Raw genomic sequence first — 15,440 nt, forward strand, 5'->3', positions numbered from 1 at the left:
GGAGGGGAGTGAAAGAGTACCTGAAACCGTGTGCTTACAAATAGTCGGAGCACTGTTTATGTGTGACGGCGTGCCTTTTGTAGAATGAACCGGCGAGTTACGGTAACGTGCGAGGTTAAGTCGAAGAGACGGAGCCGCAGCGAAAGCGAGTCTGAACAGGGCGCAAGTACGTTGCCGTAGACCCGAAACCGTGTGATCTAGCCATGTCCAGGGTGAAGGTAGGGTAACACCTACTGGAGGCCCGAACCCACGCACGTTGAAAAGTGCGGGGATGAGGTGTGGCTAGCGGTGAAATTCCAATCGAACTCGGAGATAGCTGGTTCTCCCCGAAATAGCTTTAGGGCTAGCCTCGGACTTAGAGTTTTGGAGGTAGAGCACTGATTGGGCTAGGGGCCCTCATCGGGTTACCGAACTCAGTCAAACTCCGAATGCCAAAAACTTATGTCCGGGAGTCAGACGGCGAGTGCTAAGATCCGTCGTCAAAAGGGAAACAGCCCAGACCATCAGCTAAGGTCCCCAAGTGTATGTTAAGTGGGAAACGATGTGGAGTTGCCCAGACAACCAGGATGTTGGCTTAGAAGCAGCCACCATTTAAAGAGTGCGTAATAGCTCACTGGTCGAGTGACTCTGCGCGGAAAATGTAACGGGGCTAAACATACCACCGAAGCTATGGCAGTCCTAACGGACTGGGTAGGGGAGCGTTCCAAGCAGCAGTGAAGCCGTACTGGAAAGAGCGGTGGAGCGCTTGGAAGTGAGAATGCTGGTGTAAGTAGCGAAAAGACAAGTGAGAATCTTGTCCACCGAAAGCCTAAGGGTTCCTGGGGAAGGCTCGTCCTCCCAGGGTTAGTCGGGACCTAAGCTGAGGCCGAAAGGCGTAGGCGATGGACAACTGGTTGATATTCCAGTACCACCGTGATTGCGTTTGAGCGATGGCGTGACGCAGGAGGATAGGGTGAGCGGCCTATTGGATGGCCGTCTAAGCAGTAAGCCTGATGTGTAGGCAAATCCGCACATCATAAGGGCAAGCCGTGATGGCGAGGGAAATTTTAGTACCGAAGTCCCTGATTTCACACTGCCAAGAAAAGCGTCTAGTGAGCAATCTGGTGCCCGTACCGCAAACCGACACAGGTAGGCGAGGAGAGAATCCTAAGGTGCGCGGGATAACTCTTGCTAAGGAACTCGGCAAAATGGCCCCGTAACTTCGGGAGAAGGGGCGCCTCGGTAGGGTGTTAAAGCCCGAGGGGGCCGCAGTGAAAAGGCCCAAGCGACTGTTTAGCAAAAACACAGGTCTCTGCGAAGCCGCAAGGCGAAGTATAGGGGCTGACGCCTGCCCGGTGCTGGAAGGTTAAGGGGATGGGTTAGCGCAAGCGAAGCTTTGAACCGAAGCCCCAGTAAACGGCGGCCGTAACTATAACGGTCCTAAGGTAGCGAAATTCCTTGTCGGGTAAGTTCCGACCCGCACGAAAGGCGTAACGACTTGGGCGCTGTCTCGGCAAGAGACCCGGTGAAATCATAATACCTGTGAAGATGCAGGTTACCCGCGACAAGACGGAAAGACCCCATGGAGCTTTACTGTAGCCTGGTATTGGAACTTTGTGCATCATGTACAGGATAGGTGGGAAGCTGAGAAGCAGGGGCGCCAGCCTCTGTGGAGCTGTCGGTGGGATACCACCCTTGATGTACGGAGTTTCTAACTCGGCACCCTTATCGGGTGCGAGGACCATGCCAGGTGGGCAGTTTGACTGGGGCGGTCGCCTCCTAAAAAGTAACGGAGGCGCCCAAAGGTTCCCTCAGAATGGTCGGAAATCATTCGTAGAGTGTAAAGGCACAAGGGAGCTTGACTGCGAGACCTACAAGTCGAGCAGGGACGAAAGTCGGGCTTAGTGATCCGGTGGTTCCGCATGGAAGGGCCATCGCTCAACGGATAAAAGCTACCCTGGGGATAACAGGCTTATCTCCCCCAAGAGTCCACATCGACGGGGAGGTTTGGCACCTCGATGTCGGCTCATCGCATCCTGGGGCTGAAGTAGGTCCCAAGGGTTGGGCTGTTCGCCCATTAAAGCGGTACGCGAGCTGGGTTCAGAACGTCGTGAGACAGTTCGGTCCCTATCTGTCGCGGGCGTAGGAAATTTGAAAGGAGCTGCCCTTAGTACGAGAGGACCGGGGTGGACATACCGCTGGTGCACCAGTTGTTCCGCCAGGAGCACAGCTGGGTAGCTATGTATGGACGGGATAAGCGCTGAAAGCATCTAAGCGTGAAGCCCCCCTTGAGATGAGATTTCCCACAGAGTTAATCTGGTAAGACCCCTCATAGACGATGAGGTTGATAGGTTCGGTGTGGAAGCGCGGTAACGCGTGGAGCTGACGAATACTAATCGGTCGAGGGCTTATCCACAACAATCCATAGCAATGACTTGCGTATCCGGTTTTGAAGGAACAAGTCCTTCAACCGAATATTCCTCAGTAGCTCAATGGTGGAGCAACCGGCTGTTAACCGGTAGGCTGGCGGTTCGAGTCCGTCCTGAGGAGCCAGTATGGATGGATGTCCGAGCGGCCGAAGGAGCACGATTGGAAATCGTGTAGGCGGGGACAACTCGTCTCGTGGGTTCAAATCCCACTCCATCCGCCATCATGGCCCGTTGGTGAAGCGGTTTAACACAGCAGCCTTTCACGCTGTCATACAGGGGTTCGAATCCCCTACGGGTCACCATATTTCACGGAGGCTTAGCTCAGCTGGGAGAGCATCTGCCTTACAAGCAGAGGGTCGGCGGTTCGATCCCGTCAGCCTCCACCATTCGTTTCACTCATCGGTGTAAGCTGTGGATCTCACCGCAAGCGGTTCACCCTTTGTAGTGAATCCAGGAGAATTGCTCGGGTACAACTGATCTGGCTGCGCATAGAAGTAATTCGACGCAGTATCGCCAGTAGGCAGCGATCCCGTCAGCCTCCACCATATAAATATATTACCGTCGCGGGGTGGAGCAGCTCGGTAGCTCGTCGGGCTCATAACCCGAAGGTCACAGGTTCAAATCCTGTCCCCGCAACCAAATTTTCTACTTGCACGACCTCGAAATAACATCCTGCTCAAGTAGAATCGTAGTACACGTAGGGTCAATCAAATATGGAGCTGTGGTGAAGTTGGAGTTCACGCCGGTCTGTCACACCGGAGGTCGCGGGTTCGAGTCCCGTCAGCTCCGCCATTTCAAAGAAGCTGTGAGACGGGTCTCTCACCCGTTCCGGGTTTACCCTCGCAGTGATTTCTAGGTGGTATTTGCTCGGGTACAACTCATCTGGCTACGCAAAGAAGCAATTCGACGCAGTGTCGCCAGTAGGTAGCGAGTCCCGTCAGCTCCGCCATTTATGGCACATTACTCACACGAGTGCGGTTCGGTAGCTCAGTCGGTAGAGCAGAGGACTGAAAATCCTCGTGTCGGCGGTTCGATTCCGTCCCGAACCACCATTAAAAAATAATAGGGGCATAGTTTAAAGGTAGAACGAAGGTCTCCAAAACCTTTGGTGTGGGTTCGATTCCTACTGCCCCTGCCAATCAATTTCATTTGATCCATATGGCGGTCGTGGCGAAGGGGTTAACGCACCGGATTGTGGCTCCGGCACTCGTGGGTTCAAGTCCCATCGATCGCCCCATTTTCAATTTTGGGGTATAGCCAAGCGGTAAGGCAACGGACTTTGACTCCGTCATTCCTAGGTTCGAATCCTAGTACCCCAGCCATATTCACCATTATGCGGACGTAGCTCAATTGGTAGAGCGTCGCCTTGCCAAGGCGAAGGTCGAGGGTTCGAGACCCTTCGTCCGCTCCATTTCTTTATCTGAAATGGTTTGTTTTTATTATATGGAGGTATAGCCAAGTGGTAAGGCACGGGTCTGCAAAACCCTCACCCCCGGTTCAAATCCGGGTACCTCCTCCAATGTAATATGCCGGTGTGGCGGAATGGCAGACGCGCGCGACTCAAAATCGTGAGGGAAACCGTGGGGGTTCAAGTCCCTTCACCGGCACCATACAATCACACACAAGCTCTTTTGATCAAATGGATCGAAAGGGTTTTTTTGTTATGATGGACACTTTTCGATCAACAGGTTCACCAGGAGAAGTTTTCTTGAATAAGCAGGGGAATGAATCAGAATGGATAATAGTCCCTACTAACGGGATGTATAGCAGGAAGGGGAACACGAAAACTTCAGAGAGAGGCTTTTTCCACTGTACGGGCATATACATGTACAAGAATGGAGGGAGAAGATGAGGTACGGCTTACACGAAACGCCGCCGATCGGGGTCACGATCGTTGGGGCACTTCAATGGCTGATTGTGACATTGGCAAACACATTTGTCGTCCCATTGATGATCAGCCAAATTTACGGGCTGGACACAGCGCAAAGCCATAGCTTTATGCAGCAGACGATCTTTTTTGTCGGGGTCGCATCGCTGCTGCAAGTATGGTTGGGCCACCGTTATCCGCTGATGGAGGGGCCAGCTGGCCTCTGGTGGGGGATTTTCATCATTTTGGCGCAGATCGGAATGAGCATCGGGGTGGCGCCAAGCCAGATCGGGCAGTCGTTTGAACTTGGGTTGCTGTTGTGTGGAGCAATGTTTCTGTTTTTAGGGTTGAAGGGCTGGATCGGAAAAATTCAGGAATGGTTTACCCCCGGCGATTACGGGAACGTATATGACGTTGCTGTCCATTTCGCTGTGCAGCAATTTTATCAAAGGGATGCTTGGAGTCGGGTACAACGGTTCCATTCAAGTCCAGCCGGGCATTGCGATCTTGTCGCTGGTTGTGATGGGGTTGGTCATCTGGTTTTTGCGAATCAGGAAGATCGCCAGCTTTGCCGTGCTGCTCGGCATCGTCATCGGATGGTTGATTTGCGCAGGTTTAGGATGGACACAGCCGGTACGAGCTTCCGGGGAGATTTTTGCTTGGCCGACGTTTTTCTTCTGGGGGCCGCCGCGCTGGGATGCCGGAATCGTTTTGACCAGCTTGCTCACGGGATTTGTCCTGCTGACCAATCTGATTACCAGTCTGGCGGTAGTCGGGGCTAGTGTAGGGGTGAAAGCTGAGAAGGAAGTGTATAATCGCGGTGGAATTTTTACCAGGGTCTCCCATCTCATCGCAGGTTCAACCGGTGTCGTGGGGATGATCCCCATCTCACTCGCTGCTGCGGTCATTCAAACCACCAAGCTGGCCTCGCGTCTTCCTTTTATCGTGGCGATGGTCTTGATGATGATCATCGGCGTCTTTCCCACGATCTCGGCATTTCTCACCTCAATCCCTACGCCTGTCGCCTATGCGGCGATGTTTGTGTCCTATACGCAACTGCTGGGGTTTGGCTTGAAAGATTTCGCCCGGGCACGGCTGGACGAGCGCGGTATCATTGTGCTCGGCAGCGCGTTGCTGGTTGGGGTAGGCGTGATGTTTGTGCCGACCGATGCATGGAAAAGCCTGCATCCGTTGCTCAGCTTTTTGCTGGGAAATGGCCTGCTATTAGGCGTATTGGTTGCGCTCCTGTTCGAACATGTTATCATGCGGGACAAAACAAAACAGCAAGCAGATGGCAAGGATTGATAGCCATTCTGCTTGCTGTTGCTTCTTCAACATGAGTGCGGCAGCCCGCTTACTTTTCCTTCATTAGAACAAGGATTTGACATCTCCTGTGTTCGGGTTGATGGTAAACCAGCCATATGTATTCGTGTAGCCGTCCCCAGTCTGGAAGTTGTTGACGACCTGCTGGTAAACGTGGACAACATAGTGCCCGTTTTCGTCGTCATGGTCGTACTCAACCTGATAATTGGCAGGAATGTTTTGGCCGTACTTTTTCTTGACCAATTCGACCGCTTCTGTCTTGGAAAACATCTTGGAAGCAGGAAGCTTCCCGATATAAATGGACTTGGATTTGCCGTCGTACATCACAGTTTTGCCTACGCTCTCGGCCACAAAACGGATGGGGACGTAAACGGTGTTTTTGTGCAAAATGCCTTGCACATCAAGGGTAGGAGATTTAGGAATGCCATCAAAATAGTACGTATAAGGAATTTTGCTTGCTTCCAATGCGACATCATTGCTAGATGAAGCCCAGGCCAAGCCGGAAAATAGAGCGGAACCGATGAGGATGCCGCCGACAAATGATTTCAGATCCCACTTCATTGCATAATTAGCCCCATTCTTGTTGTAGTTACTCTAGGGATATTATGCCAAAAAACATGAAGGAGCGGTATCAATCATCGGTAATAGGAACGGATAACTAAGAGGGGCGCAACCTGCACAGCCAGTAGGCCTTTTGCCCTTTTCAGGTATGCAGGATGCGCTGGTTGGACACGGTGCCGCCGTTCACTTCGGTGAACATCCGGGCAGCGGAGCCGAGGGCTTGTTCGGCCTCTTCCGCCGGAATCTCCTCATGGAAAAACAGGAACTGGATGAGGTCCGCGGATGCTTCCGTTACTTTCGAGCGGACCGAATCAACGATGGGACTGCCGAACGCGCCCAGCTCATCTGCCAGCAGCAGCTTGCTCGTCATATCCATCTCTCGTCCATTCAGACCGGGATAGCGATCGGTATCTTGTCCGATTCGGCACACAATATCGCCTTGCAGGGTGCTTTTATCATAAATCCCAAACGGAAGCGCATGATGGACAGAAAGAAAATTGTTTACGTCCACAGCCGAATTTACCCAAAAAAACGGATTGCCTTGAAGCAGGCGGCGCAGCAAAGCCTCTGAAGAGGGGCGATAGCGGGAAGGATCGATGCCCAGTTTTTTGAACGCAGCCCGCCATCCTTGCACGCCCGGTATGTCCGTGATGGTTTCGATAGACCGGTCGAGACGGAGCATCTCGACAAAAAAATTGATACGTCCTTGCAGCATTTTGGGCGAATCGCTGACAGAAGCGCCTTCATACTCGATAATGCCTAACGAAAAGCCGGGCAGCTTCTGACTGACCGCAGCGTCGATGGTGATGTTCATGAAAATGCTCCTTTCCAAACGAAAATGGTACCTTTTGGTAGTATATCACAATGAGGGGGGTGGGGCCTTTCACATGAACAGACAATCTTTCTATGCGGAAATGCCGCTAAATTCTTTGTGTAACGCTCTGTCCTTTTGTACAATGAAACTATGATGAAAAGGGAGGAACACCGCCGATGAAGGATGTAACGATTTATACGGATGGCGCTTGTTCCGGGAATCCAGGACCGGGCGGCTGGGGGGCCGTGCTTTTTTACGGTGCTCACAAAAAAGAGATTTCCGGTTCAGCACAAAATACAACCAACAACCGAATGGAGCTGCAGGCAGCGATCGAAGCGATGTCCTTGCTAAAGGAACCTTGCAATGTCACGCTGTATAGCGACAGCGCCTATTTGATCAATTGTTTTCAACAAGGGTGGTATAAGGGATGGCAGCGCAACGGCTGGAAAAACAGCAAAAACCAGCCGGTGGAAAATCAGGATCTTTGGAAGGAAATTCTCCAGCTGACAGGAACGCATAAGGTGACATTCGTCAAAGTGAAAGGGCATGCGGACAACGAGTGGAACAACCGTTGCGATGAGCTGGCGACAGGAGCGATCAAGCGGGCGTGACCAGCGAACAAACCTATTGGCAGCAGACAAAAGAGGCGATCATGCAGTATGCCGGCGAGATTGGAATCGACAAAATCGGGTTTGCCACCGCTGATCCGTTCCTGGACTTGAAAGAACGGCTTCAGGTGCACCGTGAGAGCGGGTTCGAATCCGGCTTTGAAGAGCCTGATCTGGAAAAGCGAACAGATCCAGCATTAACCATTCCCGAGGCTCGTTCCCTGATCGCCGTCGCGTTAGCTTACCCTTCCAAAATGAAAAATCCACCCAAATCGGTTCCCGGTGCATACCGCGGGATTTTGAGCCGTTCGGCATGGGGAACGGATTACCATCATGTGCTGCGCGAGAAGATGGAGAAGCTGACCGCGTTTATCCGTGAGCTGGAGCCAGGAGCGATGATCGAATCGATGGTCGATACCGGGGTTTTGTCCGATCGGGCCGTAGCAGAGCGCGCAGGCATCGGCTGGTCCGGAAAAAACTGCGCGATCATTACACCGGAATTCGGCTCATGGGTCTACCTCGGCGAGTTGGTCACGAGTCTCCCGCTCCCGCCAGACGCACCGATCGAGGAGGGCTGTGGTGATTGCAACATTTGCGTGGATGCATGTCCAACCGGTGCGCTCGTTCAGGGAGGGCAGCTGAATTCGCAGCGTTGTGTTGCATTTTTGACACAGGTGAAAGATTTTATCCCTGACGAATTCCGTTCCAAAATCGGCAACAGGTTGTATGGCTGTGACACATGCCAGACTGTTTGTCCCAAAAATAAAGGAAAGCATTTTGAATTCCATCCCGAGTTTACGCCTGACCCGGAGGTGGCCAAGCCGCTGTTGGTGCCCATCTTGTCCATGGGGAACCGTGAGTTCAAGGATGTATTCGGAAAATCATCGTCCGCTTGGCGAGGCCGCAAGCCGATTCAGCGCAACGCAATTTTGGCGCTTGCTCACTTTAAAGACCAAAGCGCCGTGCCCGATTTGATCCGCTTGCTCCAAAAAGACCCGCGCCCGGTCATCCGTGGCACTGCCGCGTGGGCGCTTGGGAAAATTGGCGGCGCACAGGCGAAAGAAGCTTTGCAGGAGGCGCTTTCCGCAGAGAAAGATGAGGAGGCGCTGGCAGAAATCAACAAAGGATTGGCGCTTTGGCAGCAGGCGGCGACAGTCTGAACAACGATCATAAGGGACAGGAGGCATGAGCGAATGGCAGGAACAGTAGGGTATACCGCAATGGAAACGCCGATCGGATCATTATTGGTTGCATCGACAGAAAAGGGGCTATGTTACATCCATTTTAGTGCCGATGAAGACGCGGTCCGGTCGCTTGCCGTCTGGTGTCAGAAGCACGGGCTGCAGCTGCCTGTTCCCGACGATGAGCGCAATGGCCAAGCGGTCGCGGAGCTTGAACAATATTTTGCCGGAATCAGGCGGGATTTTACGGTGGCCCTTGATTTGTACGGCACACCGTTCCAACAAACGGTTTGGACTGCGTTAACGCACATTCCATATGGAGAGACGCGTTCTTATAAAGATATCGCCGAATTCATCGGTTCAAGCAAAGCCGTGCGAGCGGTCGGCGGAGCAAACAACAAAAACCCGATCCCGCTGATTATCCCGTGCCACCGTGTCATCGGGGCTGGCGGCTCTATGGTGGGCTATGGCGGTGGCTTATCGATCAAGGAGCATTTGCTGCGGCTGGAAGGTGTCTTGCCGCCGGCCACAGAACAAATCAGCTTATTCGCGGCTGAGTAGACCGATATGTGCTGTCTGTACGCATTCTGACATATACTCTCACCAAAACGATGGGGGTGCCGGTCATGCGTGCATATGGCGAATGGAGAGCTTTTCTGAAATCTTATATCGAGCAGGTAAACCGTGCTATGGTTACGGGAAAGTTGGATGAGTTGACACGAGCGTTTTGGGATGCGGAGGACAGGCGGCAAGAGGCCGTTCGGTGGCAAAGGGAATTTGCCCAGCTGAAAAGCCGCCGAGCCGTTCCGCTCACAGCCAAAATCAGCGCCAGGCCGCTCCAGACGCAGGAACGGGGGCCGAATCAGGTTGATGTGGTGCTGAAGCTGTACCAACAGCTTCACTATCGGCATGGAGATCAGCCGTTACAGCAACAAGTGAGCCTCACCAAAAAGGTTTCTTTGCAGCGAATCAACGGAAAGTGGGGGTTCCAAAAGCAATGGGAGCCGAGCAATTTGTCGCCACGTGGAACGGCTGCGCACGATGGCGGGCAAACTGGCCAGATTGCATATACCGAAGGTTTCGCTTTGCAGTCTGGCAAGGAAGAACAGCATACGGAACACGTTCAGCCAGCGATTCCCGTCGTTAAGGGGCAAGGCGGCGGTTACGACCGGTTGCGCGCGGTACTTTATGCGGATACGCATTGGGACAATCCGAATCCCGCCTATCCTTATCTGGAAGTGGATTGCACCAACTTTATTTCGCAATGTCTGTACGCGGGCGGGATTCCCATGATCGGCACGGGCAACAAAAGCTCAGGCTGGTGGTTTCGCGGCTGGCATGAAAACTGGAGCTATAGCTGGGCCGTGGCCAACAGCTTGCACAGGCTGCTTGCTTCAGGGAAGGCCCCGATGCATGCCGTGCGAAAGAGCAGTCCCGAGGAGCTGGAGCTGGGGGATGTTATCTGCTATGACTTTGACGGAGACGGTCATTGGCAGCATAACACAATCGTCACCGGCAAGGACAGCAACGGCATGCCGCTTGTCAATGCCCATACGACAAACAGCAGCAAACGTTACTGGGAGTACAAGGATTCCACTGCCTATACGGATAACATCAAGTATGATTTTTTTCATATCCGGGGAACCGTGTAAGAAAAACCGGCATGGGGGTCGACGCGAGCTGTCGTCTTTCGGATGGTTCGCGCCCTGCTGCTTGTACGTTTGCACGTGCCAAGGTACAAATAAATATTTTACCATCAGAGAAATTGAAGGAGTTACAAAAGATGCCGCTACATATCGTGCTGCATGAGCCGCTCATTCCTGCCAATACGGGCAATATCGCCCGGACATGCGCAGCGACTGGGGCTCATTTGCATTTAATTCATCCGTTGGGCTTTTCCACAGACGACCGTTATTTGAAACGAGCCGGGCTTGATTATTGGCATGCTGTCACGGTCCATCATTATGATGATTTTGCCCATTTCAAGCAGGTTCACGGAAATGGACCGGGCCGTTTTTATCTTGTTGAAACGACAGGGGAAAAGCGATATACCGATGTGCAATTTCAGGATGGCGACTTCATCATCCTTGGGAAAGAGACAACCGGTTTGCCTCCCGAACTCGTCGAGGAATATCGGGAAAACGGGATCCGCATCCCAATGGGGGGAGCGACGCGTTCCATCAATTTGTCCAACTGCGCCGCGATCGTCGTGTTCGAGGCATTTCGGCAGCTTGGATTTCCCGATTTGGACTAGCTTGCCCGCAACCGAACAAAGCTTGTATGGACAAGCTGTCAAAACATGTTCCTGACAAAAGCGAGGATGAGAAGCGATGGAAAAGAGAAGTACCCTATTGTTTGACCTGGATGGGACGCTGCTGGAAATGCATACGGAAGCGTTCGTGAAGGCATACCTGAAAGAATTGAGCAAGTATGTCGGCGATCGCTTTGATGCCGAAACGCTGGTTGCACTGGTGTGGGATGCGACAAAGGCGATGATTACAAGCGATGAGCCGCATAAAACCAATGAACAGGTGTTCATCGAACGGTTTTTGGCAAAGAGCGGCGTCACAAAGGAAGACATTTGGCCGATCTTTGATGCCTTTTATAAAGAGGTGTTTCCCGAGCTGTCCCATTACACCTATCCTTCCCCATGGGCCAAAAAAATCGTGGAGGCCGCGAAGCAAGCGGGGTACCGGCTGGCTGTCGCAACGAATCCGGTGTTTCCGCGAGAGGCGATCCATAGCCGTTTGAGCTGGATCGGGCTGTCTCCCGATGATTTTGAGTTGGTTACGGTGTATGAGGAATCCCACTATACAAAGCCGCATGAGGGGTATTACCGCGAAATTTGCGAAAAGCTGGGCGTATCGCCTTCCGCATGCATCATGATCGGAAATCATATGCAGGAAGATATGGCGGCGAGCAGAATCGGGATGAAAACGTATTTGGTTACCAATTACGTGGAAAATCGCGGGGAACCGTTGTATCCGATCGATCAGACCGGTACGATTGAAGAGCTTTACCAGGCATTGGCGAATCGGGAAGGCATTTTCGCTTAAGGCATAGGCAGAGTGATCGAGCCGGGGCTAACCCAATCCCAAGCAAAAAGCTGATAAGAAAAAGGCAGGAAGCCCGATGGCTCCTGCCTTTGCTCTTTTTTCGCCGCTCTTACAGATTCCAGGTTTTGTCCTCGTTGTATCCGGCGGTCAGGATGAAGAAAACGAATAATGCAAATACAAGTCCGACGATAAAAGTACCCATATGTACGCCCCTTTTCCACCATAATGTTTTTATTATAAACTAGCCTCCCCGTTTTGCAAACCGCGTATCCATGACAGTTTTGTTGCAACCCGGTTTCACGTTCCATAATCTTTTCCCGCCGAGCTGGTATACATGTTTTAGGTTTCTGCATAAAAATATGGAAAGGTATCAGTTGTCACGCATGTTTCCTTTGGTAAACTGGCTGTTTTGGGCATGCAGGTTCAAGGCAGAACATAAACATGATAGTACATTGTCGTGCGAAAGAAAGCGGCGGTACAGGGAGGAGTGAGCAGCATGGATATCTTGAGAAGAATTTCGGAACACCGCACACGTGAAGAAAAATTGGCGTGGAAAGGCACGTTTGCGGAATACCTGGAGCTGGTCAGAAAAAACCCAACCATTGCACAAACTGCACATTCCCGGGTCTATAACATGATTCGGAACGCAGGGATTGAAGAGAATGAGGATGGAAGTCGTTCGTATACATTTTTTAGCCGGGAGATCTATGGGCTCGATCGAGCGGTTGAACGCTTGGTGGAGGAGTATTTCCACTCTGCGGCGAGAAGGCTTGATGTGCGCAAGCGGATTCTCCTGTTGATGGGGCCGGTCAGCGGTGGTAAATCAACGATTGTGACGATGCTCAAACGCGGTTTGGAGGACTACAGCCGTACGGATGATGGGGCCGTCTATGCGTTGGACGGTTGCCCGATGCAGGAGGAGCCGCTCCATCTCATTCCCCGCGAGCTGCGTCCTGAAGTGGAGGCTGAACTGGGCATCAAAATCGAAGGCGAGCTGACCCCGTACAACCGGATGCGGCTGGAGACGGAATATGGCGGGCGGATTGAGGATTTCCCTGTCCGTCGCATTTTGTTCTCGGAAGCAGAACGTGTCGGAATCGGGACGTTCAGTCCGTCAGACCCGAAATCGCAGGACATTGCCGATTTGACGGGCAGCATCGACTTTGCCACCATCACCAAGTATGGCTCCGAGTCCGATCCACGCGCCTACCGTTTTGACGGGGAATTGAACAAAGCGAACCGCGGCTTGATGGAATTCCAGGAAATGCTCAAATGCGATGAGAAATTTTTGTGGCATCTGTTGTCGCTGACGCAGGAAGGGAATTTCAAAGCCGGCCGCTTTGCGCTGATCTCGGCAGATGAGCTGATTGTCGCCCATACGAACGAATCGGAATACAAGTCGTTTATCGCGAACAAAAAGAACGAAGCGCTGCAATCGCGGATCATCGTGATGCCTGTGCCTTACAACCTGAAGGTCAGCGACGAGGAAAAAATTTACTCCAAGCTGATCGGCCAGTCCGATCTCGGCCATGTGCATATCGCTCCGCACGCATTCCGGGCCGCGGCGATTTTCTCCATTTTGACGCGGTTGAAGGAATCCAAAAAGCAGGGAGCCGATCTGCTCAAGAAAATGCGTCTTTATGACGGCGAATCGGTGGAGGGCTTCAAAGGGGCCGATATTGAAGAGCTGCGCACGGAGCACAGCGATGAGGGGATGTCCGGAATTGACCCGCGCTATGTCATCAACCGGATTTCCAGCGCGCTGATCAGACGGGATACGGAGTGCATCAATGCGCTTGACATTCTCCGTGCTTTGAAGGAAGGACTGGACCAGCATGCGTCCATTACCAAAGAACAGCGGGACCGATACCTGAATTTCATTTCTGTGGCACGCAAAGAGTATGATGAGCTGGCGAAGAAAGAAGTGCAGAAAGCATTCGTCTACAGCTTTGAAGAGTCGGCCAAAACGATGATGGATAACTATCTCGACAATGTGGAATCGTTTTGCAACATGCAAAAAATGCGTGACCCTGTCACCGGCGAGGAGATGGACCCCGATGAGCGCCTGATGCGTTCCATCGAGGAACAGATCGGTATCTCGGAAAATGCGAAGCGGGCGTTCCGCGAAGAGATTCTCATCCGCATCTCGGCCTACGCGCGCAAAGGAAAACGGTTCGACTACAGCACGCACGACCGTTTGCGCGAAGCGATCGAGAAAAAACTGTTCGCCGACCTGAAGGACGTTGTGAAAATCACGACCTCCAGCAAAACACCGGATGAAACCCAGCTGAAAAAGATCAATGAGGTCACGAAGCGACTGATTGATGAGCATGGTTATTGCCCGATTTGCGCCAACGAGCTGCTCCGTTACGTGGGGAGTCTCTTAAACAGATAAGGGGGTGACCGTATGGAGGATTCGCACTCTTTTATCGTCTCCAAGGAGGATTGGAGCCTTCATCGTAAAGGACACCAAGACCAGAATCGACATCAGGAAAAAGTAAAAGAGGCGATTAAAAAAAATCTGCCTGATTTGGTCAGTGAGGAAAGTATCATCATGTCGAACGGACGGGATGTTGTGAAAATTCCGATTCGTTCGTTGGACGAATACAGATTCCGCTATAATTTTCAAAAAGGCCAGCACGGCGGACAGGGGAAAGGCAACTCGAAAGTCGGCGACGTCATTGCCAAAGACGGAGACCCGGCCCAAGGGGCAGGGAAAGGGCAAGGCGCCGGCGACCAACCCGGCCAGGATTATTATGAAGTTGAAATCACGGTCGAAGAGCTTCAGGCAATGCTGTTCGAGGAGCTGGAGCTGCCCAACCTGCAACGCAAGGATGAAAATGAGATCACCATTGAGGAGTCACGGTTCACCGATGTGCGCAAAAAAGGGCTGATGGGCAACATCGACAAGCGGCGCACGCTGCTCGCGGCCATCCGCCGCAACGCACTGGCCGGCTATAGTGACATGGAGACCGGCATCACCAATGACGATTTGCGCTTTAAGACGTGGGAGGATATCATCAAGCCGCATTCCAATGCGGTGATCATCGCGATGATGGATACGTCAGGCTCGATGGGGGTATTTGAAAAGTATATCGCCCGCAGCTTCTTCTTCTGGATGCTGCGTTTCCTGCGCACCAAGTATGAGAAGGTGGAGATCGCCTTCATCGCTCATCATACGGACGCCAAGGAAGTGAGCGAGGACGCCTTCTTTTCCAAAGGCGAGAGCGGCGGAACGATTTGCTCTTCCGCGTATCGAAAAGCGCTGGAGATCATCGATGCACGGTATCCGCCGTCCATGTACAACATTTACCCGTTCCATTTCTCCGATGGCGATAATTTGACCTCTGACAATGAGCGCTGCGTCAAGCTGGTAAAGGAACTGATGGAGCGGTGCAATATGTTCGGATACGGCGAGGTTAATCAGTATAATAGGCACAGCACCTTGATGTCCGCCTACCGGCATGTCAAAGATCCGAAGTTCATGTATTCCGTCATCCGGGAAAAAGGTGAAGTGTTCAAAGCGTTGAAGACGTTTTTTGGGAAGAGGGAAGAGTTGAATTAAGGCAATTATTGATGCAAACAACAAAATATCAGGTGCTATACAAAGCCGCTTTGTCAC

At 52.3% G+C, this 15,440-nt stretch carries 12 protein-coding genes, 13 tRNA genes, 1 rRNA gene and 1 pseudogene (1 of these 27 cut by a window edge); 24 read left to right on the plus strand and 3 right to left on the minus strand.

Annotation, left to right across the window (positions count from 1 at the left end; translation table 11 throughout):
• The 16 genes and pseudogenes from ACTID9_RS04895 to ACTID9_RS04970 form a co-directional block, all read left to right on the plus strand.
• Positions 1-2,395, plus strand: a 23S ribosomal RNA gene (locus tag ACTID9_RS04895) (it extends 534 nt beyond the left edge of the window).
• A gap of 62 nt (positions 2,396-2,457) precedes the next feature.
• A tRNA-Asn gene (locus tag ACTID9_RS04900) sits at positions 2,458-2,532 on the plus strand.
• 4 nt (positions 2,533-2,536) lie between these two features.
• Positions 2,537-2,629: transfer RNA gene (locus ACTID9_RS04905), tRNA-Ser, on the plus strand.
• 4 nt (positions 2,630-2,633) lie between these two features.
• Positions 2,634-2,710 (plus strand) — tRNA-Glu (locus ACTID9_RS04910).
• Between the two features lie 8 nt (positions 2,711-2,718).
• Positions 2,719-2,794 (plus strand) — tRNA-Val (locus tag ACTID9_RS04915).
• Positions 2,795-2,970: 176 nt separating this feature from the next.
• Positions 2,971-3,047 (plus strand) — tRNA-Met (locus ACTID9_RS04920).
• 76 nt (positions 3,048-3,123) lie between these two features.
• Positions 3,124-3,200, plus strand: a tRNA-Asp gene (locus tag ACTID9_RS04925).
• A 184-nt stretch (positions 3,201-3,384) separates the two neighbouring features.
• Positions 3,385-3,460 (plus strand) — tRNA-Phe (locus ACTID9_RS04930).
• Positions 3,461-3,472: 12 nt separating this feature from the next.
• Positions 3,473-3,546: transfer RNA gene (locus tag ACTID9_RS04935), tRNA-Trp, on the plus strand.
• A 23-nt stretch (positions 3,547-3,569) separates the two neighbouring features.
• A tRNA-His gene (locus ACTID9_RS04940) sits at positions 3,570-3,645 on the plus strand.
• A gap of 10 nt (positions 3,646-3,655) precedes the next feature.
• Positions 3,656-3,730: transfer RNA gene (locus ACTID9_RS04945), tRNA-Gln, on the plus strand.
• A gap of 13 nt (positions 3,731-3,743) precedes the next feature.
• Positions 3,744-3,819: transfer RNA gene (locus ACTID9_RS04950), tRNA-Gly, on the plus strand.
• Positions 3,820-3,853: 34 nt separating this feature from the next.
• A tRNA-Cys gene (locus ACTID9_RS04955) sits at positions 3,854-3,927 on the plus strand.
• A gap of 9 nt (positions 3,928-3,936) precedes the next feature.
• Positions 3,937-4,018: transfer RNA gene (locus tag ACTID9_RS04960), tRNA-Leu, on the plus strand.
• 238 nt (positions 4,019-4,256) lie between these two features.
• Positions 4,257-4,595: pseudogene (locus ACTID9_RS04965) on the plus strand (purine/pyrimidine permease); the annotation flags it as partial.
• An 88-nt stretch (positions 4,596-4,683) separates the two neighbouring features.
• Complete coding sequence (locus ACTID9_RS04970) at positions 4,684-5,580, plus strand: purine/pyrimidine permease (protein ID WP_441070145.1); 897 nt, start codon at positions 4,684-4,686, stop codon at positions 5,578-5,580.
• A 63-nt stretch (positions 5,581-5,643) separates the two neighbouring features.
• Here ACTID9_RS04970 and ACTID9_RS04975 read toward each other — a convergent pair whose 3' ends face one another.
• Both ACTID9_RS04975 and ACTID9_RS04980 read right to left on the minus strand, forming a co-directional pair.
• Positions 5,644-6,159: a stalk domain-containing protein gene (locus ACTID9_RS04975; RefSeq protein WP_441070146.1), complete on the minus strand. Its 516-nt coding sequence runs from the start codon at positions 6,157-6,159 to the stop codon at positions 5,644-5,646.
• Between the two features lie 142 nt (positions 6,160-6,301).
• Complete coding sequence (locus ACTID9_RS04980; protein WP_441070147.1) at positions 6,302-6,973, minus strand: B3/B4 domain-containing protein; 672 nt, start codon at positions 6,971-6,973, stop codon at positions 6,302-6,304.
• Positions 6,974-7,149: 176 nt separating this feature from the next.
• Between ACTID9_RS04980 and rnhA the strand changes: the two genes are divergently transcribed.
• The 6 genes from rnhA (at position 7,150) to ACTID9_RS05010 (ending at position 11,818) form a co-directional block, all read left to right on the plus strand.
• Positions 7,150-7,584 carry a ribonuclease HI gene (gene rnhA, locus ACTID9_RS04985; protein ID WP_441070148.1) on the plus strand — a complete coding sequence of 145 codons (435 nt, stop codon included), beginning with the start codon at positions 7,150-7,152 and terminating at the stop codon, positions 7,582-7,584.
• A gap of 41 nt (positions 7,585-7,625) precedes the next feature.
• The gene (queG, locus tag ACTID9_RS04990) at positions 7,626-8,741 is read left to right on the plus strand and encodes a tRNA epoxyqueuosine(34) reductase QueG (protein ID WP_441072417.1); all 1,116 of its coding nucleotides are present in this window, start codon (positions 7,626-7,628) and stop codon (positions 8,739-8,741) included.
• Positions 8,742-8,774: 33 nt separating this feature from the next.
• Positions 8,775-9,323 (plus strand): methylated-DNA--[protein]-cysteine S-methyltransferase, encoded by a 549-nt coding sequence (locus tag ACTID9_RS04995; RefSeq protein WP_441070149.1) that lies wholly within the window; start codon positions 8,775-8,777, stop codon positions 9,321-9,323.
• 65 nt (positions 9,324-9,388) lie between these two features.
• A complete protein-coding gene (locus tag ACTID9_RS05000) occupies positions 9,389-10,414 on the plus strand; it encodes an amidase domain-containing protein (RefSeq protein WP_441070150.1) in 1,026 nt (341 codons plus the stop codon).
• A gap of 131 nt (positions 10,415-10,545) precedes the next feature.
• Entirely contained in the window at positions 10,546-11,016 is a 471-nt protein-coding gene (locus tag ACTID9_RS05005) for a tRNA (cytidine(34)-2'-O)-methyltransferase (protein ID WP_441070151.1), read from the plus strand.
• 76 nt (positions 11,017-11,092) lie between these two features.
• On the plus strand, positions 11,093-11,818 hold the full coding sequence (locus ACTID9_RS05010; RefSeq protein WP_441070152.1) for an HAD family hydrolase: 726 nt from the start codon (positions 11,093-11,095) through the stop codon (positions 11,816-11,818).
• Here ACTID9_RS05010 and ACTID9_RS05015 read toward each other — a convergent pair.
• Positions 11,815-12,126, minus strand: a complete 312-nt coding sequence (locus ACTID9_RS05015) for a hypothetical protein (RefSeq protein ID WP_441070153.1) — start codon at positions 12,124-12,126, stop codon at positions 11,815-11,817. The genes ACTID9_RS05010 and ACTID9_RS05015 overlap by 4 nt on opposite strands.
• A gap of 188 nt (positions 12,127-12,314) precedes the next feature.
• Between ACTID9_RS05015 and ACTID9_RS05020 the strand changes: the two genes are divergently transcribed.
• Positions 12,315-14,213: a PrkA family serine protein kinase gene (locus tag ACTID9_RS05020; RefSeq protein ID WP_441070154.1), complete on the plus strand. Its 1,899-nt coding sequence runs from the start codon at positions 12,315-12,317 to the stop codon at positions 14,211-14,213.
• 12 nt (positions 14,214-14,225) lie between these two features.
• A complete protein-coding gene (gene yhbH, locus ACTID9_RS05025) occupies positions 14,226-15,383 on the plus strand; it encodes a sporulation protein YhbH (protein ID WP_441070155.1) in 1,158 nt (385 codons plus the stop codon).
• Positions 15,384-15,440 lie beyond the last annotated feature (57 nt).

This window comes from Brevibacillus fluminis (genome assembly GCF_052072235.1).
Lineage (GTDB): Bacteria > Bacillota > Bacilli > Brevibacillales > Brevibacillaceae > Brevibacillus_D > Brevibacillus_D fluminis_A.

What these genes read in the sequence shown, in the direction of transcription:
- ACTID9_RS04970 (WP_441070145.1), top strand. Translation starts at nt 4,684, where the DNA reads ATGACGTTGCTGTCCATTTCGCTGTGCAGCAATTTTATCAAAGGGATG.
- ACTID9_RS04975 (WP_441070146.1), bottom strand. Translation starts at nt 6,159, where the DNA reads ATGAAGTGGGATCTGAAATCATTTGTCGGCGGCATCCTCATCGGTTCC.
- ACTID9_RS04980 (WP_441070147.1), bottom strand. Translation starts at nt 6,973, where the DNA reads ATGAACATCACCATCGACGCTGCGGTCAGTCAGAAGCTGCCCGGCTTT.
- rnhA (WP_441070148.1), top strand. Translation starts at nt 7,150, where the DNA reads ATGAAGGATGTAACGATTTATACGGATGGCGCTTGTTCCGGGAATCCA.
- queG (WP_441072417.1), top strand. Translation starts at nt 7,626, where the DNA reads ATGCAGTATGCCGGCGAGATTGGAATCGACAAAATCGGGTTTGCCACC.
- ACTID9_RS04995 (WP_441070149.1), top strand. Translation starts at nt 8,775, where the DNA reads ATGGCAGGAACAGTAGGGTATACCGCAATGGAAACGCCGATCGGATCA.
- ACTID9_RS05000 (WP_441070150.1), top strand. Translation starts at nt 9,389, where the DNA reads ATGCGTGCATATGGCGAATGGAGAGCTTTTCTGAAATCTTATATCGAG.
- ACTID9_RS05005 (WP_441070151.1), top strand. Translation starts at nt 10,546, where the DNA reads ATGCCGCTACATATCGTGCTGCATGAGCCGCTCATTCCTGCCAATACG.
- ACTID9_RS05010 (WP_441070152.1), top strand. Translation starts at nt 11,093, where the DNA reads ATGGAAAAGAGAAGTACCCTATTGTTTGACCTGGATGGGACGCTGCTG.
- ACTID9_RS05015 (WP_441070153.1), bottom strand. Translation starts at nt 12,126, where the DNA reads ATGGAACGTGAAACCGGGTTGCAACAAAACTGTCATGGATACGCGGTT.
- ACTID9_RS05020 (WP_441070154.1), top strand. Translation starts at nt 12,315, where the DNA reads ATGGATATCTTGAGAAGAATTTCGGAACACCGCACACGTGAAGAAAAA.
- yhbH (WP_441070155.1), top strand. Translation starts at nt 14,226, where the DNA reads ATGGAGGATTCGCACTCTTTTATCGTCTCCAAGGAGGATTGGAGCCTT.